Annotated in this window: 19 protein-coding genes; 8 read left to right on the top strand and 11 right to left on the bottom strand. The window is 71.9% G+C overall.

The features are described 5' to 3' along the window. Positions 1-272: 272 nt before the first annotated feature. On the top strand, positions 273-1,637 hold the full coding sequence (locus QN157_09055; GenBank protein ID MDR7555743.1) for an FAD-dependent oxidoreductase: 1,365 nt from the start codon (positions 273-275) through the stop codon (positions 1,635-1,637). 84 nt (positions 1,638-1,721) lie between these two features. Then, positions 1,722-3,659 carry a cation:proton antiporter gene (locus QN157_09050; protein ID MDR7555742.1) on the top strand — a complete coding sequence of 646 codons (1,938 nt, stop codon included), beginning with the start codon at positions 1,722-1,724 and terminating at the stop codon, positions 3,657-3,659. Between the two features lie 566 nt (positions 3,660-4,225). On the opposite strand, the gene QN157_09045 is transcribed toward QN157_09050, so the two are convergent. The 7 genes from QN157_09045 to QN157_09015 all read right to left on the bottom strand — a co-directional run bounded on the left by QN157_09045 (position 4,226) and on the right by QN157_09015 (position 11,609). After that, positions 4,226-5,560: a hypothetical protein gene (locus QN157_09045; GenBank protein MDR7555741.1), complete on the bottom strand. Its 1,335-nt coding sequence runs from the start codon at positions 5,558-5,560 to the stop codon at positions 4,226-4,228. Beyond that, positions 5,557-6,705 (bottom strand): mandelate racemase/muconate lactonizing enzyme family protein, encoded by a 1,149-nt coding sequence (locus QN157_09040; GenBank protein ID MDR7555740.1) that lies wholly within the window; start codon positions 6,703-6,705, stop codon positions 5,557-5,559. The genes QN157_09045 and QN157_09040 overlap by 4 nt, the downstream gene beginning before the upstream one ends. 58 nt (positions 6,706-6,763) lie before the next feature. Then, entirely contained in the window at positions 6,764-7,519 is a 756-nt protein-coding gene (gene cofE / locus QN157_09035) for a coenzyme F420-0:L-glutamate ligase (GenBank protein MDR7555739.1), read from the bottom strand. Then, a complete protein-coding gene (npdG, locus tag QN157_09030) occupies positions 7,516-8,187 on the bottom strand; it encodes an NADPH-dependent F420 reductase (protein MDR7555738.1) in 672 nt (223 codons plus the stop codon). Before npdG ends, cofE begins: the two co-directional genes overlap by 4 nt. Next, entirely contained in the window at positions 8,187-9,446 is a 1,260-nt protein-coding gene (locus QN157_09025) for a pitrilysin family protein (GenBank protein MDR7555737.1), read from the bottom strand. The genes npdG and QN157_09025 overlap by 1 nt, the downstream gene beginning before the upstream one ends. Next, on the bottom strand, positions 9,446-10,744 hold the full coding sequence (locus tag QN157_09020) for a pitrilysin family protein (protein ID MDR7555736.1): 1,299 nt from the start codon (positions 10,742-10,744) through the stop codon (positions 9,446-9,448). The genes QN157_09025 and QN157_09020 overlap by 1 nt, the downstream gene beginning before the upstream one ends. A gap of 115 nt (positions 10,745-10,859) precedes the next feature. Next, a complete protein-coding gene (locus QN157_09015; protein MDR7555735.1) occupies positions 10,860-11,609 on the bottom strand; it encodes an SDR family NAD(P)-dependent oxidoreductase in 750 nt (249 codons plus the stop codon). A gap of 129 nt (positions 11,610-11,738) precedes the next feature. Between QN157_09015 and QN157_09010 the strand changes: the two genes are divergently transcribed. Further along, positions 11,739-12,848, top strand: coding sequence for a DNA polymerase IV (locus tag QN157_09010; protein ID MDR7555734.1), 1,110 nt, complete (start codon positions 11,739-11,741; stop codon positions 12,846-12,848). 149 nt (positions 12,849-12,997) lie between these two features. Here the strand turns inward: QN157_09010 and QN157_09005 are convergent, their stop codons facing one another. Beyond that, the gene (locus QN157_09005; protein ID MDR7555733.1) at positions 12,998-13,471 is read right to left on the bottom strand and encodes a redoxin domain-containing protein; all 474 of its coding nucleotides are present in this window, start codon (positions 13,469-13,471) and stop codon (positions 12,998-13,000) included. Between the two features lie 309 nt (positions 13,472-13,780). Here QN157_09005 and QN157_09000 point away from each other — a divergent pair, with 309 nt between their 5' ends. The 5 genes from QN157_09000 (at position 13,781) to menC (ending at position 19,499) form a co-directional block, all read left to right on the top strand. Beyond that, complete coding sequence (locus QN157_09000) at positions 13,781-14,917, top strand: CBS domain-containing protein (GenBank protein ID MDR7555732.1); 1,137 nt, start codon at positions 13,781-13,783, stop codon at positions 14,915-14,917. A 234-nt stretch (positions 14,918-15,151) separates the two neighbouring features. Next, on the top strand, positions 15,152-16,108 hold the full coding sequence (corA, locus tag QN157_08995) for a magnesium/cobalt transporter CorA (protein ID MDR7555731.1): 957 nt from the start codon (positions 15,152-15,154) through the stop codon (positions 16,106-16,108). After that, positions 16,099-17,496 carry a nicotinate phosphoribosyltransferase gene (locus QN157_08990; GenBank protein ID MDR7555730.1) on the top strand — a complete coding sequence of 466 codons (1,398 nt, stop codon included), beginning with the start codon at positions 16,099-16,101 and terminating at the stop codon, positions 17,494-17,496. Before corA ends, QN157_08990 begins: the two co-directional genes overlap by 10 nt. Before the next feature lie 58 nt (positions 17,497-17,554). Next, positions 17,555-18,388: a hypothetical protein gene (locus tag QN157_08985; GenBank protein ID MDR7555729.1), complete on the top strand. Its 834-nt coding sequence runs from the start codon at positions 17,555-17,557 to the stop codon at positions 18,386-18,388. Further along, positions 18,378-19,499, top strand: coding sequence for an o-succinylbenzoate synthase (gene menC / locus QN157_08980; protein MDR7555728.1), 1,122 nt, complete (start codon positions 18,378-18,380; stop codon positions 19,497-19,499). Before QN157_08985 ends, menC begins: the two co-directional genes overlap by 11 nt. A 5-nt stretch (positions 19,500-19,504) precedes the next feature. On the opposite strand, the gene QN157_08975 is transcribed toward menC, so the two are convergent. From QN157_08975 to QN157_08965, 3 genes are all read right to left on the bottom strand, one after another. Next, the gene (locus tag QN157_08975) at positions 19,505-22,273 is read right to left on the bottom strand and encodes a UPF0182 family protein (GenBank protein MDR7555727.1); all 2,769 of its coding nucleotides are present in this window, start codon (positions 22,271-22,273) and stop codon (positions 19,505-19,507) included. Positions 22,274-23,012: 739 nt separating this feature from the next. Then, positions 23,013-23,462, bottom strand: a complete 450-nt coding sequence (locus QN157_08970; protein ID MDR7555726.1) for a hypothetical protein — start codon at positions 23,460-23,462, stop codon at positions 23,013-23,015. Positions 23,463-23,760: 298 nt separating this feature from the next. After that, positions 23,761-24,657, bottom strand: coding sequence for a hypothetical protein (locus QN157_08965; protein ID MDR7555725.1), 897 nt, complete (start codon positions 24,655-24,657; stop codon positions 23,761-23,763). Between the last annotated feature and the right edge of the window lie 373 nt (positions 24,658-25,030).

The raw sequence follows: 25,030 nt of genomic DNA, 5'->3' as shown, positions 1-25,030 counted from the left end.
TGTCCTCGTGATCGCCCCACGCCGCCGCGGCCCGACCGCGACGGCCGCCACGGGATCCGGAGACGCGGTCTGGGCCCCTGGCGCAGGCAACGACGCGAGCCCTCCACCGTGCGCCAGCAGCGGTCCCACGTGCGCACGATCTCCGCCTGTGGGGAACTGGGCACGGGGCGTCAAGCCACCCCCTGCCGGCCCGCGCTCCCGTGCACGCACCCCCCGCCTGTGGTGAAATAGGTGCGGTACGCATCCTGTCCCCGGCGAGGAGCGCACGCGCAATGGAGACCGAACGCCTCAGTTGGACCGTCCCGGTGATCGCTACCCCCGAGGTCCTGGTCGTGGGCGGCGGATCGGCGGGCATCGCGGCGGCCGCCGCCGCCGCCCGCACCGGCGCCCGCACGCTGTTGGTGGAGCGCTACGGGTTCCTGGGCGGGACCTCCACCGCGGGCCTGGTGGGCCCCTTCATGACCTCGTACACGACCGAGGGCCACCAGCCGGTGGTGGGCGGCATCTTCCGCGAGGTCGTCGACCGGATGCTCGCCCTGGGCGGCGCCGTCGACCCGGGCGAGGTGCGCGAGGCCGGCTGGTGGGGCGCCTACATCGCCATCGGCCACGCCCACGTGACGCCGTTCCACCCCGAGGCCCTCAAGCTGGCCGCGCAGGAGCTGCTGGTCGAGGCCGGCGTGGAGCTGCTCTTCCATACGACGTTCGTGGACACGCTGCGCGACGGCGACCGCGTGCGCGGCGTGGTAGTGGTGAACAAGGCGGGCCTGGGGATCGTCCGCGCGCAGGCCGTCGTCGACTGCTCGGCCGACGGCGACGTGGCCGCGGCCGCCGGCGCGGAGTACATGAAGGGCCGCCCCGAGGACGGGCGCATGCAGCCCGCCACGATGTTCTTCCGGTTGGGCGGCGTGGACGACGAGGCGGTGGCGGCCTGGGTCGCCGAGCACGCGCGGGTGCACCCCGGCGAGCGCATGTACGAGTGCGTCGTGCAGGACGCCAAGGCCCGCGGCGAGTGGACGCTGCCCCGCGAGTACCTGAACTTCTACCGCGAGCCCGAACCGGGCGTCTGGCGCGTCAACGTCTCACGGGTGCTGGGCGTCGACGGCACCGACCCCCGCAGCCTCACCCAGGGCGAACTCGAGGGCCGCCGGCAGGCGTGGTGGCTGGTGCAGTTCATCCGCCGGCACTGCCAGGGCTTCGCGCAGGCGCGCTTGCTCGAGATGGGGACGCAGCTGGGCGTGCGCGAGACGCGCCGGATCGTCGGCGAGTACGTCCTCACCGGAGACGACGTGCGCGAGGGCCGCCGCTTCCCCGACGCCGTGGCCCGGGGCTCGTACCTGATCGACATCCACGACCCCACAGGCACCCGTACACGGCTCGAGCAGGTGCAGGCGCCGTTCTACGACATCCCCTACCGGGCGCTGGTGCCCAAGGCCACGGAGCAGCTGCTGGTGGCCGGGCGGTGCATCTCCGTGGACCACATCGCCTTTGGCTCCACGCGCGTGATCCCCACCTGCTACGCCACCGGGCAGGCCGCCGGAACCGCGGCGGCCCTGGCGGTACGCCGCGGCGTCCCGCCCCGCGCGGTGGACGTAGCCGAGCTGCGCGCCGCGATCCGGGCTGCTGGGGGGATCTGCTAGTGCCCCAGGCAGGATCACCACGGCACCATCGCGGGACCGCACCCTGTCCTCGTGCAGGACCGCACGCGCCCTCCCCCATCGCGCATGGGTGAGAGCACCCTCTTCCGGGATCTCGCCCTCCTGCTGACCGCGGCCGTGGCCGGGGGCGGGTTCGCGCAGATGGTGCGTCAGCCCACGTTCCTGGGGTACATCGCCGGCGGGCTGGCGGTGACGGTGCTCCTGGGCCCAACGGTCGGCGCCCCGGACACGTTCCGTCTCTTCGCGGAGTTCGGGGTGGTCCTACTCATGTTCGCGCTGGGGATCGAGTTCTCGCTGCGCGAGCTGTGGCGCGTGCGGGCCCTGGCCGTCGCGGGCGCGCCGCTGGGGATGGCCGCGGTGGTGGGCCTGACCGCCTGGGCGCTGACGGGCCGCGGCTATCCCGCGGGCGAGGCCGTCGTCACCGGGCTGGCGCTGGCGGTCTGCAGCACCATGGCCCTGGCGCGGCTGCTGGCCGATCGCGGCGACCTCCAGGGCCCGGTGGGACACGCCTCGATCGGCATCTCGCTGGCCCAGGACCTGGCCGTGGTGGCGGTGATCTTCCTGCTCCCGGCCATGGCGGCAGGCGGCCCGGTCCCCGCGCAGGACCTCGGCTGGGCCCTGGTACGGGGCGCCGCCGTGCTCGTGCCGTTCTTCCTCCTGGCGAACCGGATCGTGCCGACGATGCTGGGGTGGATCGCCCACAGCCAGAACCCGGAGCTGCTCGTCCTGGTGGCGGTGGCCATCGCGGCGGGCACCGCCGCGCTCTCCGCGGGCCTGGGGCTCACCCTCGCCCTGGGCGCGTTTCTGGCCGGGCTGGTGATCAGCGAATCCGACTATGCCACCGAGACCCTGGCCCGGCTGCTGCCGCTGCGCGACCTCTTCGTGGCCGTCTTCTTCGTGTCCGTGGGGATGCTGGTCGACGTCCGGGCGCTGGTGGACGACCCGGGCCTGCTGCTCCTGATGGTGGTGGTGGTCATGGTGGTCAAGGCCGTCGTCTGGACCACCGTAGCGCTGGGGTTTGGCTCGCCGCCCCCGGTGGCCCTGGCCGTGGGCCTGGGCCAGACCCAGATCGGCGAGTTCTCGTTCGTGATCGCGCAGCTCGGCCGGCAGGTGGGGCTGCTCTCGGCCCGGACCTACAGCGCGATCCTGGCGGCCTCGCTGATCACGCTGCTGGTCAACGCGCTGGTCTTTCGGCGCAGCAGGCCGCTGGAGCGCTGGACCGACCGCTGGGCGCCGGCGGTCGAGACGGCTCCGACGGCCCCGGCGCCGGCGGCCGTGATCGTGGGCTACGGCCGGGTGGGCAGCGCCGTCGGCGAGGCGCTCGAGAGCTTCGGCCTGTCGTTCGCCGTGGTGGACCTCAACCCCACGGTCGTCCGCGCGCTGCGGGATCGAGGCATCCCGGCGGTGCTCGGGGACGCGGCCAACGAGATGGCGCTGCGTCAGGCCGGCGCCGCGCAGGCCAAACTGGTGGTGCTGGCGATCCCAGACGCCGTCAAGGGCGCGCTGGCACTGGCCCGGCTACGGGCGCTCCGCGCCGAGGCCGCCGTGCTCGCCCGCGGCCACTCCTACGACGAGCGGGCGCTGCTGCTGTCCGCCGGGGCCACCGAGGTCATCCTGCCGGAGGTGGAGGCCGGCCTGACCCTGGTGGACCACGCGCTGCACCGGCTGGCCATCCCGTCCCCGGACGTGCGGGCGTACCTGCGGCGCATGCGCGAGGTGGACCGGCCCGGAACCCCACCGGCCGAGGTCCCCGCTGGCGTGACGCTCCCGGGCGCCGCGCAGGTCGCCATCGTCGACGGGCCGCTCGCCCACCAGACCTTGCGGCGGGCGCGGATCCGCGAGCGCACCGGCGTCACCGTGGTCTGCATCGAGCGTGCGGGAGAGCCCGAGCACTGGAACCCTCCGCCGGACGCGGTATTGATACCCGGGGACCGCGTGACGGTGGTCGGATTGCCGGCACAGATCGAACGGTTTCGCCGTCTCAACGCAGGCCAGGAGGACTAGGCGCCCCGCGCACGGTGGACCTGGAGCGCAGGACGTGCCACGCGATCTCCATCAGGACTGCCCAACCCACCCACAGGAGGAACGTCGACACGTACCACCAGGAGGAACGCCAGCGCCCACCGAAACACCTGTGGCCATCATTCGGCGCTCCAACGTGGAACTGCTGCAGGGCGCAACCTCGCCCTCCTGCCGAACGGAGGAGCGAGCCTTTGCCAGCGTGTTCGCCGGTAGCTCGGGCCAAGTCCGCGCTCTTGCGGCGCCGGCGGTAGACGAGGACGGTCAGGGCCTTGCGTCGGTGCCACACATCCGCATCGCTGGGAGAAGGCGGGGAGCCCATGCACCGGACGCTCAAGAGCAGAACCTACGCGGCGTTCGTCGTTGCCATGGTGATCGGGGGCGCGAACTTCATCGCCGTCAGTTGGAGCAACAGGGAACTTGCGCCGTTCTTCGGCGCGAGCTTGCGGTTCGCCCTGGCCACCCTCCTGTTCTTCGTGATGGCTCGGGTATGGCGACGGACGTGCCGTCCGGCAGCGCGTGCGCAGGTGTGCCCGCTCCTGGTCCGGGCCCTACGTACCCCGTACCGCCCCCTGCCCCTCCTCGGCCAGCAGCAGGTCCAGCAGCCGGTCGGCCGCACGGCCCATGAACGCCGCCACCTCGTCGGGGGTCTGGGGGTCGGGCTCGTCGGGTCCCGGGTTCAGCACCGCCGTGGCGTAGAACTCCAGAAACGGCGAGATGCTCTTGAACGGGTAGAGGACGTACACCTTCTTCCCCGTGGTGTGGGCGTGGATCATCTCCGAGAGCACGCCGAACGACATCTGGGTGGTCGGGTAGAAGACGACGTTGAGCTCGGACTGGTCGATCAGGCGCAGGTCCCGCACGACGGTGGCCCGGCCCAGGGCCAGGCGGGTGCGGTCGTCGAGGCGCTGCGCCCAGCGCCGCAACTGCGCCAGGGACCCGGCCCAGGCTTCGAGCTCGGCGCGCTGCTCGGCCGAGAACTGCCGGGCGAACTCCGCGTCGTCGAGCTGGCCGAACGCCGCCGCCTCCTCGTCCTTCACCGAGAGCGGGTCGAACACGACGAAGTGGCGGCGCAGGCGTTCCCCGAACTGGCGGGCCAGGGCGATCAGGGCGGTCTGGCCCTCGCGGCGCAGGTTGGTGATGGGGTAGCCTAGGTAGACGCGGCGCCTTTTTTTGCAGATGAGGTCGAAGAGGGTCCAGATCGGCTCGTCGTGCGCCACCAGGTAGTGCGGCACGCGCTCGTAGGCGGCGAACATCTTGGAGACGAAGACCTCCTGCTCCTGCCAGGCGATCAGGTCGCTCGCCTCCAGCTTGCCGCGCCACTGCTCGGTCTCTTCCAGGCGGCGGTGGATCTGGTAGATGCTGTCGATCACCGTGACGTAGAAGATCCCCTCGGGCCGCACGGGTGGGGCCAGGCGCAGCCCCGGGAGCACCTCCTGCACCGCGCCTTCCTCGGCGGGCTGGCGCCGCCGGGTCTCGTCGAACAGCACCTTCAGGTAGTAGGTGTCGAGGCCGGGGATCAGGTGTCCCTTCCACCAGAAACAGGCGTGGGTCACGAGGATGGTGCACAGGTCGGGCTCCCACAGCGCGGGGTCGTTGACGACCTCGGTGAAGACCACGGCCCGCAGCTCCTGGAGGGCCTCGGGCGCCATGTCGAGGATCGTCTCGGTGCGCACGTCCAGCCCCAGGTCACGGGCGCGCTCGAGCATGCGCCCGCCCAGGTCGACGTAGCGCAGGCGGCGGATCGGCCAGATCCAGCGCCCGGCCCGCAGCTCCTGCTGGATGCGCTGGTTGCCCTCGTCGACCACCCGCGCTATGTAGCCCGGCGCCCCGCCGGCGTCACGGAGCTTGCCGGTGCCCGAGATGCCGGTGACGATGACGATCATCGGCTCGACGTGTGCGCTGTCAGGGGCACCTCGTAGCGGCGGACGCGGTCCCAGTCCAGGTCCAACCCCAGACCCGGGGCGGTCGGCAGGGCCACCGTGCCGTGCTGCGGCGCCGGGAAGGGGTGCACGAACAGGTCCCGCAGGGCGTTGGGCGCGTAGAAGTACTCGTAGGTGGCGACGTTGGGCAGCGCGGCGGCCAGGTGCAGCGCCGCCAGGTGCGCGACGCCGCCGGAGAAGCCGGTATGCGGCGCGATCCGCAGGTTGTAGGCGTGGGCCAGCGCCGCGGCCCGCCGGGCGCCGACGAACCCGCCGATGCGCGCGATCTCGGGCTGCAGGATGTCGATCGCCCGCCGCTCGATCAGGTCGCGGAAGCCGAAGACGCCGAACTCCGACTCCCCGCAGGCCAGCGGGATCGCCGTGTGCTGGCGCAGCAGCGCGTAGCCCGAGACGTCGTCCGGGGGCACGGGCTCCTCCAGCCAGGCGATGTCCAGCGGTTCGAGCTGCCGGGCGACCCGGACCGCGGTGGCCGCGTCGTAGGCGCCGTTGGCATCCAGCATGATCTCCACCGCGGGCCCAACCGCCTCGCGCACGGCGCGTACCGAGGCGATGTCGGCGCGCAGGCCGCCGAGCTCCGGCGGCCGGCCGATCTTGACCTTGATCGCCACATGCCCGCCCGCGACCTGGGCGGCGGCCTCGGCGGCCATCTGGTCGATCGGCGCGAAGTAGACCGACGACGCGTAGCAGGCCACCGTGGTCCGCCCGGCCCCGCCCAGGAACTTGTACAGGGGCAGGCCGGCTGCGCGCGCCAGCAGGTCGTGGAGCGCGATGTCGATGCCGCTCAGCGCCTCGAGGACGAACCCCCGGGAGTGCCCCCAGCGCCGCAGCTGCTCGAACTGCAGGTCCCACAGCCCCTCGAGATCGCGCGGATCGCGGCCCAGCAGCAGCGGGGCCAGCAGCCGGTGGATGACCGTGGTCACCACCTCGGGCGCCTTGCGGGCGATCGCCTCGCCCCACCCCACGTGGCCCTCGTCGGTGCGGACCTCCACCAGGGTGGCCGTGAACGTGCCGAACGCGCCGATGCCAAAGAGCAGCGGCCGCTCCAGCGAGGCCGACAGGGTGTAGGTCTTGATGGACGCGATCTTCACAGGTGTGCTCCCCCTCTTGGAGCTGTCGCGCGGGGCCGTCGCGCGGGCCCGGGCGCCCCTACCGGAACAGGTCCTCCTCCTCGGGCCGCATCAGCTCGGCCGCCCGACCCGCGCCGCGGTGGTCGAGCCCGCGGATCAGCACCAGCGGTGTGCCCTCGGCGGCCTGTCCCTGCAGGAGGTTCGCCAGTGCCGCGTACTCGTCCGCCACCGCCTCCATGGAGACCCGCAGGACGTAGCCATACCGATCCTCTTCCCCCACGTACGAGCGCAGCACGCGCAGGCCCGCGGCCCCGAGGGCGGTCCCCGTCGTCCCCTGCCGGAACGGCCGACCGTGGCTGTCGTTGACGATGACGGCCACGTCGGCGCCGAACGCCTCCTGGAGCCCGGCCCGCAGGCGTGCGGCCGAGGCGTCCGGGTCGGCCGGGAGCAGGGCCACCACGTCGTCCCCCAGGCCGACGTTGGAATGGTCGACGCCGGCGTTGGCGCACACGAAGCCCAGCCGGTGCTCCGCGATGATCAGCCCCGGCCGCACGCGGCGGACCGCTTTGGACTCCGCGAGGATGACCTCCACCAGCCGCGGGTCCTTCTTCGCCGCCTCGGCCAGGGCCAGCGCCTGCGCCGACGGGGTCACGCGGCGCAGGTCGACCACGCGCCCTTCGGCCTTCGAGACGACCTTGTGGGCCACCACGACGACGTCGCCGTCTGTGGGTACCAGGCCCGCGCCGCGCAGCGCCGCCACGACGGCGGCCAGCAGGTCGTCGCCCGGCCGGATGTCGGGGAACGGCTCGGGCGCCCACGCCAGCACGGTCTTCATGGCGCGGGCCGCGCCGGCCGCACCCGGGGCCGGGCGTCCGCCGGCAGGTGCGCGATGCGAATCCCCAGGTGCCGTCGGCCGTAGCGGACGTTCAGGTTGATGACCAGCACGGCCAGCGCCTCGAGCGTCGGCGCCCACCGCAGGTCCCCGGCGTCCACGCCGCGCGCCCCGATGGACGCGACGAGGTCCAGCACGACGGCCCGGGCCGCATCGTCGTTCCCGCAGAGCAGCACGTCCTGGTCGAGCGGGCGGCCGACCTCGGCGAGCAAGCGCGCAGAGACGGAGTGGAACGCGGCGACGACCTTCGCGTCGGGTGCCAGCCGCTGCGCCTCCTGGGCGCACGAGCCGTCGGGTGGAGGCGCATAGGTCAGGCCGGCGCCCAGGGGCACGACCGCGTCCACCACGACCTTGCCGGCCAGCAGCGGCGCCAGGTCGGCGACCAGGGCCGCGTGGCCCTCGTGGGGACACGCTACGATCACCACGTCGCCGTCGCGTGCGGCCTCGGCGTTGGCGGCGCCATGCACCAGGGGCTGGCCCAGACGTGCGGCCACCTCCTGGCCTCGCGCCGCAGAGCGCGAGCCGAGCACCACCTCATGTCCGGCGGCCCCCAGGCGCAGGGCAAGCCCGCAGCCCAGGTCTCCCGTACCCCCCAGGATGCCGATGCGCATCACGAGCGCTCCGGCGCGGCGATCGCCAGCGTGTAGGCGTCGGTGGGGAAGCGGCGCGCGGCCTCGACGACCGCGTCACGGGTGATGCCCGCCACGATGGCCGGGTAGCGTTCCAGGTAGTCCAGGCCGAGGCCGTACAACTCGATCTCGGCCAAGGCCTGCGCGAGCCCCTGGTTGGTCTCCAGGCGTACCGCCAGCGAGCCCACCAGGTAGGCGCGGGCGTCGGCCAGCTCGTCCGCCGTCGGGCCGTCGCGGGCGAGCCCGGAGATCTCGTGCAGGATCGCCTCCACGGCGCGCTCCAGGTGTGCGGGATTGACGCCCGCCCGGACCCACCACGGGCCCGCCAGCAAGCCCGCGCGCAGGTCGCTGAAGGCGTAGTACGCCATCCCCTGGCGCTCGCGCACCTCCTGGCCGATGCGCCCCATCATGCCGAGCTGTCCCAGCAGCAGGTTGGCCATCATCGTCGGGTAGTAGTCGGGGGCGGTGCGGCTCGTGCCGACCGTGCCCAGCACCAGGTCGGCCTGGGTCTTGCCGGGGAGCGTCACCTCCTGGCGCCGGGGCGCTGCAGGCGGCGCGGACGTTGGGACCGGCGGCAGCGTCCAGGGGTCGCCGGCCGGCCACGCCGTAAAGCGCGCGGCCACCAGGTCGGCCGCGCGGTCGGGGTCCACGTCACCGACGATGACCAGCGTCGTGGCGTTGGGGGTCACGTGCCGGCGGTGGAACGCGCGCAGGTCGTCGGGCCCCAGCGCCGCCAGCACCGCCTCGTCGCCGTCGGGCGGCTGGCTGTGCGGGTGATCCGGGGGAAAGGCCAGCCGCCGGAACAGGCGCTCGGCCGCGTGGCGCGTGTCCATGGCGTTCACCCGGGCCGTGGTCACGAGCTGGCCGCGCACCTTCGCCACCTCGTCGGCGGGGAACGCGGGCTCCATGAGGACCTCCGCAGCCAGGGCCAGCCAGGTCCCAAGATCGTCGGGGAGGGCCCGGCCGCTGATCGTCGTCACCTCAAGCCCCGGCGTGACCACCAAGGTCGCGCCCAGACCGTCGAGCTCGTCGGCGAGCTGCTGGGCGCTGCGGCGCAGCGTCCCGTGCACGAGCGCCGTCCCGGTCAGCCGCGCCAGCCCGGGCCGGTCTCGGTCGAAGAGCGCACCGGCGCGCACGAGGCCCACCACGGCGACCGACCCGCTTCCCGGCGTTGCGCGCACGAGCGCCGTGAGCCCGTTGGGCAGCACCTGTCGCACCACCGCCGCGGCCGCCACAGCCATCAGGCCGCCACCTCGCGCGCAACGGCAACGTCGGGAAGGTACCATCCCACGGTGCGCCGCAGCGGCGTCAGGTAGGTCCGCGCCACCCGCGCCACATCGTCGGCCGTGACCGCCGCCACGCCGTCGGCCACTTCCCACAGCCGCTCGGCGCGGTCGACCGTGGCATAGACGCCCAGGGCCAGCGCGCGGCGGAACACCCCGTCGCGCAGGTACACGAACTGGGCCTGGGCCTGGCGGCGCACGCGGGCCAGCTCGTCGGCGCCGGGCGGGATGTCCTGCAGCCGGCGCAGTTCGGTGTCAATGGCCGCCTCCACAGCCGCAGGGTCCACGCCGGCCCGCACGGTGGCGCTGATCCGCAGCAGGGTGGGGTCGATGCTGGGGGTCAGGCCCGAGCTCACCTCGGTGGCGAGCCCGCGGTCCACCAGCGCCCGGTACAGGCGGCTGCTGCGCCCGCCGGCGTTGCCGTCGAACGGGATGGCGCTCCCAAACCCCGAGAGCACGCCGTCGAGCACCAGCAGGGCCGGCAGGTCCGGATGACCAGCTGCGGGCACGTGGTACACCATCTGCACGTAGGCGGTGGCGCCGCCGGGCCGGCGCAGCACCACCCGCCGCTCGCCTTCCTGGACGGGTTCGGCCGCGCGCACGGGGGGCGGCGGCGGACCCGGGGGTAGCCCGCCGAACGCCTCGGCCACCATGGCCTGCGCGCGCGCCGCGTCCACGTCGCCCACCAGCACCACCAGCGCGTTCCCGGGATGGTAGTAGGCGCGGTAGTGGGCGTAGAGGTCGTCCCGAGTGATCGCCAGCAGGTCGGTCTTCCAGCCGATGACCGGCTGGCGGTAGGGGTGCACCTTGAACGCCAGCGCTTCCACCTCCTCGCGCAGCGTGTAGACGGGAAGGTTCTCCTGCCCCTCGCGCTCTGCGATGATCACGGTGCGCTCGGCGGCGACCACGTCGGGGTCGAAGACGGTGTTGGTCATGCGGTCGGCCTCCAGGCGCACCGCGGTCTCGAGGTGCGCGGCGGGCAGCACCTCGAAGTAGGCGGTGTAGTCCTTCCAGGTGAACGCGTTCCACCGGCCGCCGAGCCGGTCGATCAGCCGGGTCAGCGTGCCGGCGGGATGCGCCGGCGTGCCCTTGAACAGCATGTGCTCCACCCAGTGGGAGATGCCAGTCCATCCGGGCGTCTCGTTGCGGCTGCCGACGCGGTACCACACCCAGCACGTGGCCACCGGTGCGGTCCGGACCTCCTGCACGAGCACGCGCAGGCCGTTGGGGAGGGTGCTCACGACGACATCGCGCATCGGGTTCACGCTCCACACCACGCCGCGGCCGCGGGCGCCGGCCGCGCGCGACCCGAAACACTTCGGTTCGCCGCCGGAGCACCCCTGCCCGGGCGCCGGCGGCACTGGGCGTCGCTCACGACGCTGACCGGCCGCCGTCGACCACCAGTGTCGCGCCCGTGATCCAGGCCGCGGCGTCCGACGCCAGGAACAGCACGGCGGCGGCGACGTCGTCTGGCGTCCCCAGCCGGCGCAGCGGGTAGAGCTCCACGAAGGCCTGACGCTGCGCCGGCGTCCACGTCCCCCAGACGTCGCGGTTGAGCTCGGTTTCCACGAACCCCGGACAGACGGCGTTGGCGCGCACGCCGTCTGGTCCGTAGCGCACTGCCAGAGCCCGGGTCAGGGCCACGACTCCTGCCTTGCTGGCGTCGTAGCCGGGGCTGCGCCCCTGCTGTGCCCGCAAGGCCAGCACCGAGGCGATGTTCACGATGGCGCCGCCCCGCGCCCGCAGCAGCGGCAGGGCGTATTTGCAGCACAGGAACGTCCCGCGCAGGTTGACGGCCATCACTTCGTCCCATCCCGCCACGTCCTCCTCGTCGACGGCCCGCCGGCGCAGGATCCCCGCGCTGTTCACCAGCACGTCCAGGCGGCCGAAGCGCGCACCGACCTCCTCCACCAGCCGCCTGACGTCGTCCTCGCGGGCCACGTCGGCGGCCACGAACAGGACGTCAGGCCCCAGGGCCGCAGCGGCGGCCGCCCCACGCGCGGCATCGCGCCCGGCGATCGCCACCTGCGCGCCGAGCGCGCGCGCCAGGCGGGCCGTCGCCAGCCCCAGGCCCGCTGTGCCGCCCGTCACCAGCATCGCCTTGCCGTCGAACCGGATCATCGCTTCACTCCCCTCGCGGCGGATGCCGTCTCACATCCCGCGCCGCGGGTACCGTCCCCGCGTTGCACGCGGTCCGCGGCGCCAGCACGTAGGAGGCGCGCTGCACGGACCGCGAACACTGTCCTGGAGATGCCAAGGCTCGCTCGGACCATCCTCCACGTGGACATGGACGCGTTCTTCGCGGCCGTCGAGCAGCTGCGGCGGCCCGAGCTGCGGGGCAAGCCCGTGGTGGTCGGCGGGCGCGGCGACCCGCGTCAGCGCGGGGTCGTCTCCACCGCGTCCTACGAAGCCCGGCCCTACGGCATCCGGTCCGGCATGCCGCTGCGCACCGCCTACCGGCTGTGTCCCCACGCCGTCTTCCTGCCCGTCGACGTCGCCGCCTACCGCGCGGTCTCCGAGCGCCTGCACGCCATCCTGCGCGAGACCGGCGCGCGCGTCGAGCCGCTGGGCCTGGACGAGGCCTTCCTCGACTGTAGCGACCTCCCCGAGCCCGGCGAGGTCATCGCACGGCGTATCAAAGACCGCATCAGGCACGACCTTCACCTCACCGCCTCGGTGGGCGTCGGGCCGAACAAGTTGCTCGCCAAGATCGCCTCGGGGCTCCAGAAGCCCGACGGCCTTACCGTCATCACCGAGGACGAGGTGCCGACGCGGCTGGGCCCGTTGCCGGTGGAGGTGCTGTGGGGCGTGGGCCCCAAGACCGCGGCGGCCCTGGCCGCGCGCTTCCAGGTGCGCACCGTGGCCGACCTGGCCGCCCTGCCGCTTGAGGTCCTGCAGGAGGCCTTCGGGCCGCACCACGGCCGCTACCTGTACGAGGTGGCCCGCGGCCACGACGACAGCCCCGTGGTGACGGCCTGGGAGCCGCGCTCGCTCAGCCGCGAGCGCACGTTCCAGGTCGACCTGCGCCGGCCCGCGACGATCCGCCGCGCCGTCACAGCGCTCGCGCGCCAGGTGGCCGAGGACCTGCGTGCCGAGGGCTACCGCGCGGCGACGGTCACCCTCAAGGTGCGCTTCGACACCTTCCGCACGCTGACGCGCTCGCGCACCCTGCCCGCGCCCACCGACGACGCCGCCGTGCTGGCGGCGACTGCCGTCGACCTGCTGCGCCGGGTGCCCCTCGACCGGCCCGTGCGTCTGCTGGGCGTGCGGGCCGCAAGGCTCTCCCGGCCCCGCGACGCGCCGGCCGACCAGGAAACCACGCCGCAGCTGCCGCTGCTGCCGGCCGGGGCGGGCGCCTGACGGCGCCCGCACGCGCCCGGGCCACGCGTCCGGGGTGACCGCCCGATTCGGCGACAGCGCCCATCCGCCAGGTCGCTGCGCTCAGTGCACCGCACGGCCCGCCCACGAACGGGGCGCCCACGCGGGGCACCTCCGCCGGGTCGCTGCGCTCAGTGCAGGCTCCGCACGGCGGCTTCGACCGCTGCGTAGTCGGGTTCCGTCCCCTGGGTGGGTGCCACCCACTTCCAGCGCACCACGCCGGTCCGGTCGACGACGAACACCGACCGCCAGGCCACGCCCGGCAGCAGGCCGCCTGCGAAGTTCGGATCCTCCACGCCGAACGCCTTGACCGCCTCGCGGGTGAAGTCGGAGAGCAGCGTGAAGGTCAGCCCGTGCTGATCGGCAAACGCCTTCTGCGCAAAGGGCGAGTCGACGCTGATGGCCACCACCTGGGCGTCCAGCGCGTTGAACGTGGCCAGGTGGTCGCGAAAGGCGCACATCTCCTTGGTGCACGTGGTGGTGTAGGCCCCGGGGAAGAACAGCAGGACCATGGGTCTGCCCAGCAGCTCCCGGAGCTTCACGGCCTTCCGATCGGCGCTGACCAGCGTGACGTCCGGTATTGCCTGCCCCACCTCGACTGCCACCAAGCACCACCTCCTGGCGATGACGTGAGCGCACGCGCCACGGTCGACCGTGGCTCGCAGTGTTCCACTATGCGAAGCCGACGCCGCCGCCGTCAAGGGCGTGAATCACGCCACCCGCAGCAGGCTTCCATCGAAGACGACAATGCCCAACGACCCCTACCGCCACGAACGTGGCTGGCGTCGGCGGGCGAAGTCGCTATAATTTTCGACGCTGCGGTAGCGCTTGCGCCAACCCCACGGGGCTGGCCGTTCTGACCCGCGTGGTGCGCGCCTGACGACGTGTTGCGCACCTGACCAAGGAGGCCCCCTATGTTCCGTCGCAGTTACCGCCTGCCGTTCCGGCTGCTGGGGATCCCGCTGCGCCTGGACCCGACGTTCCTGCTGGTGTTGCCGCTGCTGGCCTGGCTCATCGGCAGCCGCGTGGGCGTCTACGTGCGGCTGCTCCGGCTCCCCATCGACCCGGGCCCCCTCGAACAGGGCGCCACCCCCTACGCGCTGGGGCTGGCGGCCGCGGTTGGGTTGTTCGGCAGCGTGCTGGTCCACGAGCTGGGCCACGCCGTGGTCGGCCGTGCCTACCACGTGCGGGTGCGCAACATCACCCTGTGGCTGCTGGGCGGCATGGCGCAGTTCGACGAGATCCCGCGCCGCGGCGCCGCCGAGGCGATCATCGCCGCCGCCGGCCCCGCCACCAGCCTGCTGGTGGCGGCGGCGTGTCGCCTGGTGCTGGGGCTCGTGCCGGCCGATGCGGCTGCGGGCCAGTTCGTGGTCGGCTACCTCGCCTACACCAACGTCGCCCTGGCCCTCTTCAACCTCCTGCCCGCCCTGCCGCTGGACGGGGGACGCATCCTGCGGTCGCTGCTGGGTCTGCGCATGCCCCACCTGCAGGCCACGCAGATCGCCGCCGACGTCAGCCGCGGGCTGGCGGTGGCCCTGGGCCTGGTCGGGTTCTTGGGCGGCAACCTGTTCTTGCTCCTGGTCGCCTTCTTCATTTACATCGCCGTGGCGGGCGAGACGCAGCACGCCCTGATCGCGGAGATCCTGCACGACGTGCCGGTGGCCGACGTCATGACCCGCGAGGTCCGGACCGTGCCCGCGGACATGCGCATCGCCGACCTGCTGCAGGTGATGCTGCGGGAGCGGCACCTGGGCTACCCGGTGGTGGATCGGGCCGGGCGCCTGGTGGGCATGGTGGACCTGGCAGACCTCCAGGGCAAGGCGCCGGAGGAGCTCGTGGAGGCGGTCATGTCCCGTGAGGTCGGCACGATCGCCCTGACCGCCACCGCGCTCGACGCCTTCCTGCGCATGAGCCAGCGGAACTTCGGGCGGCTGGTCGTGGTCGGCCGCGACCGGGAGATGGTCGGCATCCTCAGCAAGACCGACCTCATCCGCGCGATCCAGATCCGCATGATCGTGGCCGGCATGCCCCCCGAGCCCGCCGCGGGCTAGCGCCGCCCCGCGAGGCGCAACACCACGCGACACCATCGCGACACCATGAGGACGCTTGCCCGGAAGCGACCTGACCGCCGCGCCGGCGGACCGGCCCGCGGCGACTCGCACCCGGAGGGCCCCGACCCGCCGCGCGACACGGGCCGCGCGGCCCCCGGACGTCGGGGGCAGCCACAGGAACGCAGCAGCGGCGGCCGAACTCCCCCTGCGATGCCTGCGGATGACCCGTTTCGCGTGGTGGTGCTGCGCGGCGCCGAGCTCGTCGTCGACCCGCCCGAGCCCCTGGAGGCCCTGGCGCGCCGGGACGGTCAGGTGTTGTGGGTCGATGGCACCAGCCCGCCCCCCGAGGCCCTGGCGCGGCTGGCGGCCCTGTTCGACCTGCACCCGCTGGCGGTGGAGGACGCCCTCAAGCGCCGCCAGCGCCCCAAGGTCGAGGACTACGAGCGCTACCTGTTCGTCACGATGCACGCCGCCCGCCTCCGCGCCCCGGGTCACGGCGTGGTGCTGGACGAGATCGACGCGTTCTACGGCCGTGGCTTCGTCATCACGGTGCACGACGGCGCGGCGCCGGTGCTGGAGGAGGTGCGCCACCGGCTGGCCCAGGCCCCCCCGGACGTGCGCACCGCCGACGGCTACCTGCTCTACGTGCTGCTGGACACCGCCGTGGACACGTTCTTCCCGGTGCTCGATGCGCTGGACGCCTACACCGAGCGCCTGGAGGACGCGCTGTTCACCCGGCCGGGCCCGCGGACCATGGATCGCCTCTTCCAGGCCAAGCGCGCCCTGCTCCACCTGCGCCGCGTGGCAGCGCCCCAGCGCGACGCGATGAACGTCCTGCTGCGCCACGACCTGCCGCTGGTGGCCCCGGCGCTGCGCGCGTACTTCCGCGACGTCCACGACCACCTGCTCCGCATCACCGAGCAGATCGACACGCACCGCGACCTGCTGGCGGGCGCGCTGGACGTCTACCTGAGCCTCACCAGCAACCGCCTCAACGAGGTGATGAAGGTCCTGACGGTGATCACCGCGGTGTTCGCCTCGCTGGCGGTGATCTCGGGTATCTACGGCATGAACTTCGAACGCGCCTACCCGCCCTTCGACTGGCCCTGGGGGTTCCCCGCCGCCCTGGGGGCCATGGCGGCCAGTGTTATCATCATGCTGGCAGTGTTCCGACGCCTCCGATGGCTCTGACCGACGGCCCGCACGCCCGCCCGACGGCCCGGCCCGCGGGGGTCGGGTACGTCACGCCCGAGAACGTGGCGCTGCTCGTCGACCTGTACGAGCTCACCATGGCCGACAGTTACCTGCGCCACGGCATGAACGACCGGGCGACGTTCGACCTCTTCATCCGCGCGCTGCCACCCAACCGCGCCTTCCTGGTCAGCGCCGGGCTGGACGGGGTGCTGGCCTACCTGGAAGACCTGCGCTTCTCCGACGAGGCCATCGCGTACCTGCGCAGCCTGCGCCTGTTCAGCGACGCCTTCCTCGACTACCTGCGGGCGTTCCGGTTCACCGGCGACGTGCGGGCGATCCCCGAGGGCGAGATCTTCTTCCCGCCCGAGCCGGTGCTGGAGGTGACGGCGCCGCGCATCGAGGCCCAGGTCATCGAGACGTTCCTGCTGAATGCCATCAACTTCCAGGTGATGGTGGCCAGCAAGGCGGCGCGGGTGGTGCTGGCCGCCCGCGGGCGCGCCGTGGCCGACTTCTCGCCCCGCCGGGACCACGGCACCGACGCCGCCGTGAAGGCCGCGCGGGCCGCTTACCTGGCCGGGTGCACCAGCACGTCCAACGTCCTGGCCGGGATGCTCTACGGCATCCCCGTCACCGGCACCATGGCCCACTCCTACGTGATGTCGTTCTCGGACGAGCTTGCGGCGTTCCGGGCCTTCGCCCAGGACTTCCCGCACAACACCGTGCTCCTGATCGACACCTACGACACCCTCCAGGGCGTCGCCAACGCCATCGTCGTCGCCCGGGAGCTGGCCGCGCGCGGCGGACGGCTGCGCGCGGTGCGCATCGACAGCGGCGACCTGGTGGCCCAGAGTCGCGCCGTGCGCGCCGCGCTGGACGCCGCGGGCCTGCGGGAGGTGCAGGTGCTGCTCTCGGGCGACCTCAACGAGTACCGGATCGCCGAGCTGCTGGACCAGGGCGCGGCCGCCGACGCGTTCGGTGTGGGGACCGAACTCGGGACCTCGGCGGACGCGCCGAGCCTGGGCGGCGTCTACAAGCTCGTGGAGGACGAGAAGGGCTTCCGGATCAAGCTCAGCACCGGCAAGGCCACGCTCCCGGGCCGCAAGCAGGTCTGGCGGAAGCTGGACGCCGACGGGCAACCCGCCGCCGACCTCATCGCGCTCCACGACGAGCCCCCGCCGCCAGACCACGTGCCCCTCCTGGTGCCGGTCATGCAGGGCGGCCGGCGGCTGTGGGCGGAACCGCTGCCGGCGATCCGGCAACGGTGTACCGCGCGCCTGGCCGCGCTGCCCGAGGAGCTGCGCGGGCTGGAGGAGGCGCCGCGCTACCCGGTGGCGCTCAGCGCCGCGCTGCTGGACCTGCGCGACCGCATGTGGCGGCAGGCGTAGGGGCCGCGGAGGCCGCGCAGGAACCCTGCGTGGCGAACCCGTACCATAGGAACGAGCCGTGTCGGAGATCACCATCAGGCCGCTCAAGGAGATTGCTGCGCTCCGGCAGGTCGAGGAGCTCCAGATGCAGATCTGGGGGATGCCCGAGCGCGAGGTCGTGCCGGTCCACCAGCTGGTGGCGGCCATCGGCGCCGGCGGCGTCGTGCTGGGCGCGTTCGAGCCCGACGGCACGCTGGTCGGGTTCTGCTACGGGTTCCCGGCCTGGCGGAGTGGCCGCCCGCTGTTCTACTCGCACATGGCGGGCGTGCTGGGCGGCCGCCAGCTCCAGGACATCGGCTTCCGGCTCAAGCTGGCGCAGCGGCAGGCGGCCCTGGACGCGGGCTTCGACCACATGGTCTGGACGTACGATCCGCTGCAGAGCGTCAACGCCCGGTTCAACCTGCACAAGCTGGGCGTCACCGCGCAGCGGTACTTCGTCAACTACTACGGCGAGATGCCCGACCAGCTGAACCGGGGGCTCGACAGCGACCGCTTCGAGGTCGACTGGGCCTTGCGGTCGCCCCGGGTCGAGGCCGCGGCAGCGGGCCGCCCGGTCGAACGCGACTGGGGCGAGGCGTCCCGCGCGCTGGAGGCCGCGCCCCACCCGGCGGGCGTCGCACCGCGCCCTGCGGCGCTCGACCTCGAGGCGCCTGTGCTGTTCGTCGAGATCCCCACCGACTTCGCTGCGCTGCGTGCCCGGGACCGCGGGCTGGCCCACGCGTGGCGGCTGGCCACGCGCCAGGTGTTCCAGCACTACTTCGCACGCGGCTACCGGGCCGTCGACTTCCTCCTGCGCCCGGACGACCGGCTGCGCGGGGACTACGTGTTGACGCGAGGGGCCCATGCGGATTGACGCCGTGGAGCTCTACCAGATCGAGATGCCGCTGCGGTGGCCGTTCGAGACGTCGTTCGGCCGCTCGACGACCAAGGTGTGCCTGCTGGTGCGCCTCCGGGCCGACGGCCTGGAGGGGTGGGGCGAGGCACCCGTCGACCACGCGCCGCTGTACAACGAGGAGACGGTGGACACGGCGTGGGCCATCCTGGAACGGTTCCTGGTGCCGCCGCTGCTGGGGCAGCCGGCCCCCGCGCCGCGCGAGTTCGCCCGGCAGGTGGCCTACATCCGCCGGCACCACATGGCCAAGGCCGCCGTGGAGGCGGCCCTGTGGGACCTCCACGCCCGCGCCCAGGGCGTCTCCCTCGCCGCCCTGCTGGGCGGTACCCGCGACCGCGTCGCCGTCGGCGTGAGCCTGGGCATCGAGCCCACCATCGACGCCCTGCTGGAGCGCGTCGAGCGTTTCCTGGGGCTGGGCTACCGGCGCATCAAGATCAAGATCAAGCCGGGGTGGGTGCTGGAGCCGGTGGAGCAGATCCGCCGGCGCTTCGGCGACATCATGCTCCAGGTCGACGCCAACTCGGCGTTCTCGCTGGACGACGCGCCGCTGCTGCGGGCGCTGGACGACCACGGCCTGCTGCTGATCGAGCAGCCGCTGGAAGAAGACGACATCGTCGACCACGCCACGCTCCAGGCCCAGCTGCGCACCCCGATCTGCCTGGACGAGTCGATTATCCACGCCCGGGCCGCGCGCGCCGCCCTCGACCTCGGCGCGTGCCGGGTGATCAACATCAAGCAGGCGCGCGTGGGGGGCCTGACCGAGGCGGTAGCGATCCACGACCTCTGCCAGGCCCGCGGGGTGCCGGTCTGGTGCGGCGGCATGCTCGAGACCGGCCCCGGCCGCGCCGCCAACCTGGCGCTGGCGTCGCTACCGAACTTCACGCTGCCCGGCGACATCTCGGCCAGCGACCGCTACTTCGAGGAAGACCTCATCGACCCGCCGGTGGTGCTGAACGACGACGGCACGATAACCATGCCGACCGGTGTGGGCCTTGGCGTGCACGTAGTGCACGAGCGCGTGGAACGGTACGCTGTGCGCCGCGCGCGCCTGGGCGCGGGCGTACGGACCTAGCGCGCTCACGGCCCCGCCGCCTGCCGCAGCTGCTCCAATAGCGCCCCCAGCCGCTCCATCTCCCGGCCGTAGCCGGCCAGGTCGCCGGCCCGCAGGCGCTCCTGTGCGCGCCGGTAGGTGGCCAGCGCCTCCGCAGCCAGGGCCCGGACGCGTGCGGCCTCCGCGCCGCTCGCCAGCGGCCCGCCGGGGGAGGCGCTCGGGGGCGGCCCCACCGTCCCGCCGGAGCCCGGTCCTGCGGGCGCGCCGGGCGTCCCGAGCGCCGGTGGTGCCGGCCGCGGCGGCCGCGTCCCGAACAGTTCGGCCAGCGCCTCGTCCAGCGTGGGCGCCATGACGATGCGCGCGCCGCTGACCGCGATCACGCGCTTCAGCTCCGGCAGCTGGCTGCGCTCGGCCTGCAGGTACAGCGGCTCCACGTAGAGCAGCCCGTCCTCGATGGGGATCACCAGCAGGTTGCCGCGGATGACCTGCGAGCCCTGCTGGTTCCACAGCGAGAGCTGCTGCGAGATGAACGGGTCCTGATCGATCCGCGACTCGACCTGCAACGGGCCGAACACCGTGCGCGCCTTGGGGAACCGGTAGACGATCAGCTCCCCGTAGTGCGGGGGGTCGTTCCGGGCCGCCATCCAGGCGATCATGTTCTCGCGGCCCGCCGACACCATGGGCAGGATCAGCACGAACTCGGGTGCCGCGCCCTCGGCCAGGCGCATGGTGACGTAGTAGGGTTCCATGCGGATCGTCTCGTTGCCGAAGATCTCCCGCGGGATCGCCCACACGTCCTCCCGGTTGTAGAAGACCTGCGGGTCCCGCATGTGGTAGGTGGCGTAGACCTGGGCCTGCACCTCGAACAGGTCCACCGGGTACCGCAGGTGGGCAGCCAGGGCCGGGGGCATCTGCGCCGCCGGCCGGAACAGCTCGGGGAAGATGGCGGCCAGGGTGCGCAGGATCGGCTCGTCGGGCTGCACCGCGTAGAACGTCACCGTGCCGTCGTAGGCGTCCACGACGACCTTGACGCTGTTGCGCATGTAGTTGACGTCGCCGAAGGGTGCGGCGTACGGGTAGCGGTCGGTGACGGTGTAGGCGTCGATCACCCACACCAGCCGCCCGTCGACCACCACCAGGTAGGGGTCGCGGTCGTAGCGCAGGAACGGCGCGATGCGGGTCACGCGCTGCGTGATCTGGCGCGCGAACAGCAGCCGGCTGCCGGTGTCGATGTCGGTCGAGAGCGCCAGCTTCAGGTCGCCGAACCGGTAGGCCAGCGCCAGCCGGGGCAGGTAGCCCAGGCGGATGCCGCCGCGGCCCGCGTAGCGGGTGTAGGCGTTGTCGTCGCCCTGGGGGTAGTCGAACTCGCGCACCCGGGTGTTTACCACCACGTAGTCGGTGGTCAGCTCGCCGTAGTAGATCTCAGGCCGCGTGATCACCAGCCCCGGGATCGTCTGCAGGGGGATGTCGCGGACGAAGAACGCGGGCATCCCTTCCTCGGAGATGGCGTTCACGGGGCTCATGACCAGCCCGTACCCGTGGGTGTAGACCAGGTGGCGGTTGACCCAGTTGCGGGCCTGCGGCGGCAGCTGGGCTGTGGCCAGCTCGCGGGCGGCCAGCATCACCTGGCGGGGCCGCCCGTCGATGACGTAGCGGTCGATGTCCACATCGCCAAAGACGTAGTACCGCCGGAAGCTCTGGAGCTGACTGTAGGCGCGCAGCAGTGGCCGGTAGTCCCACAGCCGGACGTTCTCCACGGTGGCGCGGTGGCGGGCGATGGCCGCGGCATCCAGCGGCGCGGTGGGGAACTCGCGCTCGCGCACGCCGTCCAGCCCGAAGGCGCGCAGCGTGGCCGTGATGGCATGCCGGATGTAGGGCGTCTCGGCCGTGAGCTCGTTGGGCCGCACCCGCACCGCCTGCACGACGCCCGGGTAGACCACCAGGCCCACCGCCCACGCCACCACGATGAGCGCTACCGTGGCCAGGGCCAGCCGCACGGTGCGCAGCCAGGCGTTGGCCACCAGCAGCAGCCCGCAGGCCCCGAACAGCGCCGCCAGCACCCGCAGCGCCGGCAGCACCGCGTGCACGTCGGCGTACGAGGCGCCAAACGCCGGCCCGCGCGTCGAGTAGAGCAGGTCGAACGCATCGAGCCAGAACCCCGCGCCCCGCACCAGCACCACCGCCCCGAGCAAGACCGACAGGTGCGTGCGGACCCCCGGCGGGGCGAGCCAGACGCCGCGCAGCACCAGGCGCCCGTAGGCCGAGGCGTACCCCACGGCGACTCCGACGACAAGGAGCACCAGCCACGTGAACAGCCCGTCGGCGACGAGCCGGTAGACCGGCAGCCGGAAGACGTAGAAGCCTACGTCGCGGCCGAAGAGCGGGTCGACCTGCCCGAAGGGCGTGGCGTGGACGAACTGCTGGAGCGCCACCCACTGGCGCGAGGCGGCGAGCCCGCCCAGGGCCGCGGCGACGCCCAGCGCCCACCCCCACCAGCCTGCAGGGCCCCGGCGCGGCCGCACCCCGCGGTAGCGGCCGCCACCACGGTCGATCAGCTCCAGCACCTCGGCCCGGCCCGCGCGCAGCACCGGCCGGAGGTTTGCGTACCCCAGCACCCACAGCGCGCCGCCCACCGCGACGGTCACGGCCAGCCGCGAGAGGAAGGGCACCCAGAACACCCGGACGTAGCCCACCTCGTGGAACCACAGCCAGTCGGTGTACCACCGGGCCAGTGCCGGGCCCAACAGGAAGAAGAGGATGACCAGCACCCACAGCACCCACCGCAGTCGTCCCATGGCCCACCTGTCCTTCCCTGCCATCTGTTTATGCGGGCGACCACGCACGGCATCCGGGCGCGCCCCGCGGGCCTTGACCCCCACGGGGCACGCCCCGCGGGACTAGACGGTGACCTACAGAAGGCAGATGCCGCCCGAGGGCCCGCCCATCACGTCACCACGCCACACACCCCACACACCCCGCCCCCAGAGGCACACCACCAGAAACCCTTGCGCGACCCGTGACAAGCGACCTCCAGAGGCCACTCGGGGAAAGGTTAGGCTCTTATCCCCCTCGCCGTTTGACGGGATAAGAGCCTAACCCTGCTGGGAGTTCCCCCTAGAGGCGACAGTCAAGGGGTTGCGCAAGGGTCTTGGGCCCTTGGGTGGGCGTGAGCCGTGGGTTGCGGGTGCTGCGGGTCGTGGGACGTTGGTGTGCCGTGGGTCGTGGGGCGTGGCGTGGTGACGTGATGGGCGGGCCCTCAGGCGGCGTCTGCTCTCTGCCCTCTGTGGGTCACTATCCGGTCCCGCGGGGCGTGCCCCGTGGGGGGTCGCCGCTTGGCCCCCCGTCTCGGGTCGCGTGCGCGGGGCCCTGGCCCTGGGGCGCTGCGGGGCGGGGCGCTACCCCCGGGGGCGGGCTGCCTCGTCCCGCTGCCCGCGGAGCCACTATTCGGGCCAAGGTTGCGTTGTGGTCTAACAATGTAGCAATGTAGCGGACCGGCTCCGCCGGCCGCTGCATCGGCGTGTCTGACCGTCATCGTTAGTCTGTCGTCTCCGGCATCGACACCCCTACCAGCTTGCGCTGTTCGATGAGGCGAACGAGAATATCCTGCTTTCCGTCAACGTATCGTATAAGATGACGAAGATCGGTCTCCGAGTAGCCGAGGTCGCGTGCAAGAGCGACAAAGCTCTTGACGTTCTCGAGCCGAATGCGCTCGTTCTCCAGTGCTGCTCGTTCCTCGTCCAGTTCCCGCCTCCGCCTGGAATCCCGGCGTTCGATAAGCTTCAGGATGAAGTCCTTGATGTGGCCGACCACAGTGCCGATGCCCGCTAAGTCGGTTGCGCCAGGAGATGCGTAGTTGATACGCCGAACCGCAAGACGCTCCTCAGGCTCAAGCAGCTGCCAGAGTTGCGAAAGTTGAACGTCGTCAAGTACCGGAGGGAAGGAGCTGGGGAACCAGGGTGCCCATGGGCTAGGTCCCCAGTACACAAAGCGCTTCCGTCAACGGCGTCTGAACGGCGGAAAGCGCATCAGCTCTTCGTAGAAGCGCACCCAGTCCTCTTGATCCTCATGTAGCAGCTCAAGGAAAAACCGCAGATCGTAGAGATTCGAGATACTGACCAAGGCCTCGCCCAGCTCGTCCGCGGACCACTTACCCTCTAGCTCAAGCCGAAGTATCTGAACAGATCGCTCCACTTTCTCTCCCCCCTGCTCCAGTTGCTCAGCGGCGGGAGCGCGAGCAACGCGAGCGCCCCGTCCGCTGAAGCGGCATGTTCGGTACGACTTTTCACGATGACCACATCCTTGCCAGCGACATGGCCAGCATTCCATCTCGGATCTCGCGCGGTGAAGCGAGCTTCCTCAGTATCCTGGCCGTTGGACCAATGGATCGGACGACACGCTGGATGCTGCGGTTGCGTGCGTCTTTCGGTACTTCAAGGGCGATGATGGCACGAGACTGGTTCCGAACACGGTACTTCCTGATGGCGAGAACGCGGCCGGGCGGCGACACCATGCGCTTGCCGTTGGCCTCATCAGTGACCATGACGACGCGGTGGCCGAGGTGGAGCCTGTCCAGGAAACTGTCGCCTGTCCATAGGAAGTCCTCGATCCTGGTGGCTCGCGGGTTTTCGCGCCTACGCTTAGCTGCTTCACGCGCCTCATCTCGCTGGAGGCGATCCTCCTCTTCGAAGGAGCCGCGCACGAGGGGAACGGCCCACATCCGGGAGTGAAGCGGTGCACCTGCAGTTGGACCAGCACCACGCTGGATCCGCCCGCCACGAGGCGGACGGTATAGCTTCTTCATCCTCCGAGCGAACTCCAATCCGATCGGGTCACCTCGCAAGGATTCAACGAATCGGCGTGACGCGCTGACGAGAGCCGGCGAGGAGGTCGCAAGCCCGGCTTCGATCAGGTGATTCGCAGCGGAGCGAGACACGTTTGAGGAGGCGATCACCGCCGTGTCTCCAAAAACGAACACCTTCGCATGGAGGTTGCGACAGGCGTGAACCTCGACCCCGCGGTTGAGTAGTCGAATGATTTCGGAAGGGTTCGTCTGCCCGGTCTTTATCGCCTCGGTGTCAAATCGCACAACAAGCAGGCTTCCGCGCCGAAGCGGAAGCAGATCCGCCCCGCCGGTCCCGAAGTATGGCACAGCGACTTGGCCCTTGGTGCGCTTGGCCATCGAGGACAACCGGCGCCAAAGGCCATTTGCGAGAAACTGTGTCCTCATGGCCGCATCACCCTGCTGCCGAACTCATTTTGTACCGACCTAACACCCCACCTGCGTCGGCCTAACATCCCCGGGGCCCGGTGACTCATCGACCGGAACCGCCCAACCGGTTTTGGTCTCCGCCAGACTGCTCACCCCTTATTTTTTGACAGTATACTACACTGCTGATCAGCCTAACGTCCCATCTCACTCACGGATCCTTCGCGCCCGCCTCTGGCGGCAACCCGTCCATTGGACTCCGCACCCCATGTGCCACCTCGGGGTGGGCTTGACTGTTCGGTGGTGTTCGATGCGAGGGTGGCCCGGAGGCGGGCGCGGAGGGCCT

The organism is Armatimonadota bacterium, assembly GCA_031459855.1.
Lineage (GTDB): Bacteria > Sysuimicrobiota > Sysuimicrobiia > Sysuimicrobiales > Humicultoraceae > Fervidifonticultor > Fervidifonticultor primus.
The sequence above is the reverse complement of the archived record's forward strand: the minus strand, read 5'-3'. Positions and strand labels throughout refer to the sequence as shown.

Bases quoted from the DNA above. Each gene is read 5' to 3' on its own strand.
- QN157_08975 (MDR7555727.1), bottom strand. From the start codon at position 22,273: ATGGGACGACTGCGGTGGGTGCTGTGGGTGCTGGTCATCCTCTTCTTC.
- QN157_09050 (MDR7555742.1), top strand. From the start codon at position 1,722: ATGGGTGAGAGCACCCTCTTCCGGGATCTCGCCCTCCTGCTGACCGCG.
- QN157_08965 (MDR7555725.1), bottom strand. From the start codon at position 24,657: ATGGCCAAGCGCACCAAGGGCCAAGTCGCTGTGCCATACTTCGGGACC.
- QN157_09045 (MDR7555741.1), bottom strand. From the start codon at position 5,560: ATGATCGTCATCGTCACCGGCATCTCGGGCACCGGCAAGCTCCGTGAC.
- QN157_08990 (MDR7555730.1), top strand. From the start codon at position 16,099: ATGGCTCTGACCGACGGCCCGCACGCCCGCCCGACGGCCCGGCCCGCG.
- QN157_09055 (MDR7555743.1), top strand. From the start codon at position 273: ATGGAGACCGAACGCCTCAGTTGGACCGTCCCGGTGATCGCTACCCCC.
- QN157_09000 (MDR7555732.1), top strand. From the start codon at position 13,781: ATGTTCCGTCGCAGTTACCGCCTGCCGTTCCGGCTGCTGGGGATCCCG.
- npdG (MDR7555738.1), bottom strand. From the start codon at position 8,187: ATGCGCATCGGCATCCTGGGGGGTACGGGAGACCTGGGCTGCGGGCTT.
- cofE (MDR7555739.1), bottom strand. From the start codon at position 7,519: ATGAAGACCGTGCTGGCGTGGGCGCCCGAGCCGTTCCCCGACATCCGG.
- QN157_09020 (MDR7555736.1), bottom strand. From the start codon at position 10,744: ATGCGCGATGTCGTCGTGAGCACCCTCCCCAACGGCCTGCGCGTGCTC.
- QN157_09010 (MDR7555734.1), top strand. From the start codon at position 11,739: ATGCCAAGGCTCGCTCGGACCATCCTCCACGTGGACATGGACGCGTTC.
- QN157_09025 (MDR7555737.1), bottom strand. From the start codon at position 9,446: ATGGCTGTGGCGGCCGCGGCGGTGGTGCGACAGGTGCTGCCCAACGGG.
- QN157_09015 (MDR7555735.1), bottom strand. From the start codon at position 11,609: ATGATCCGGTTCGACGGCAAGGCGATGCTGGTGACGGGCGGCACAGCG.
- menC (MDR7555728.1), top strand. From the start codon at position 18,378: ATGCGGATTGACGCCGTGGAGCTCTACCAGATCGAGATGCCGCTGCGG.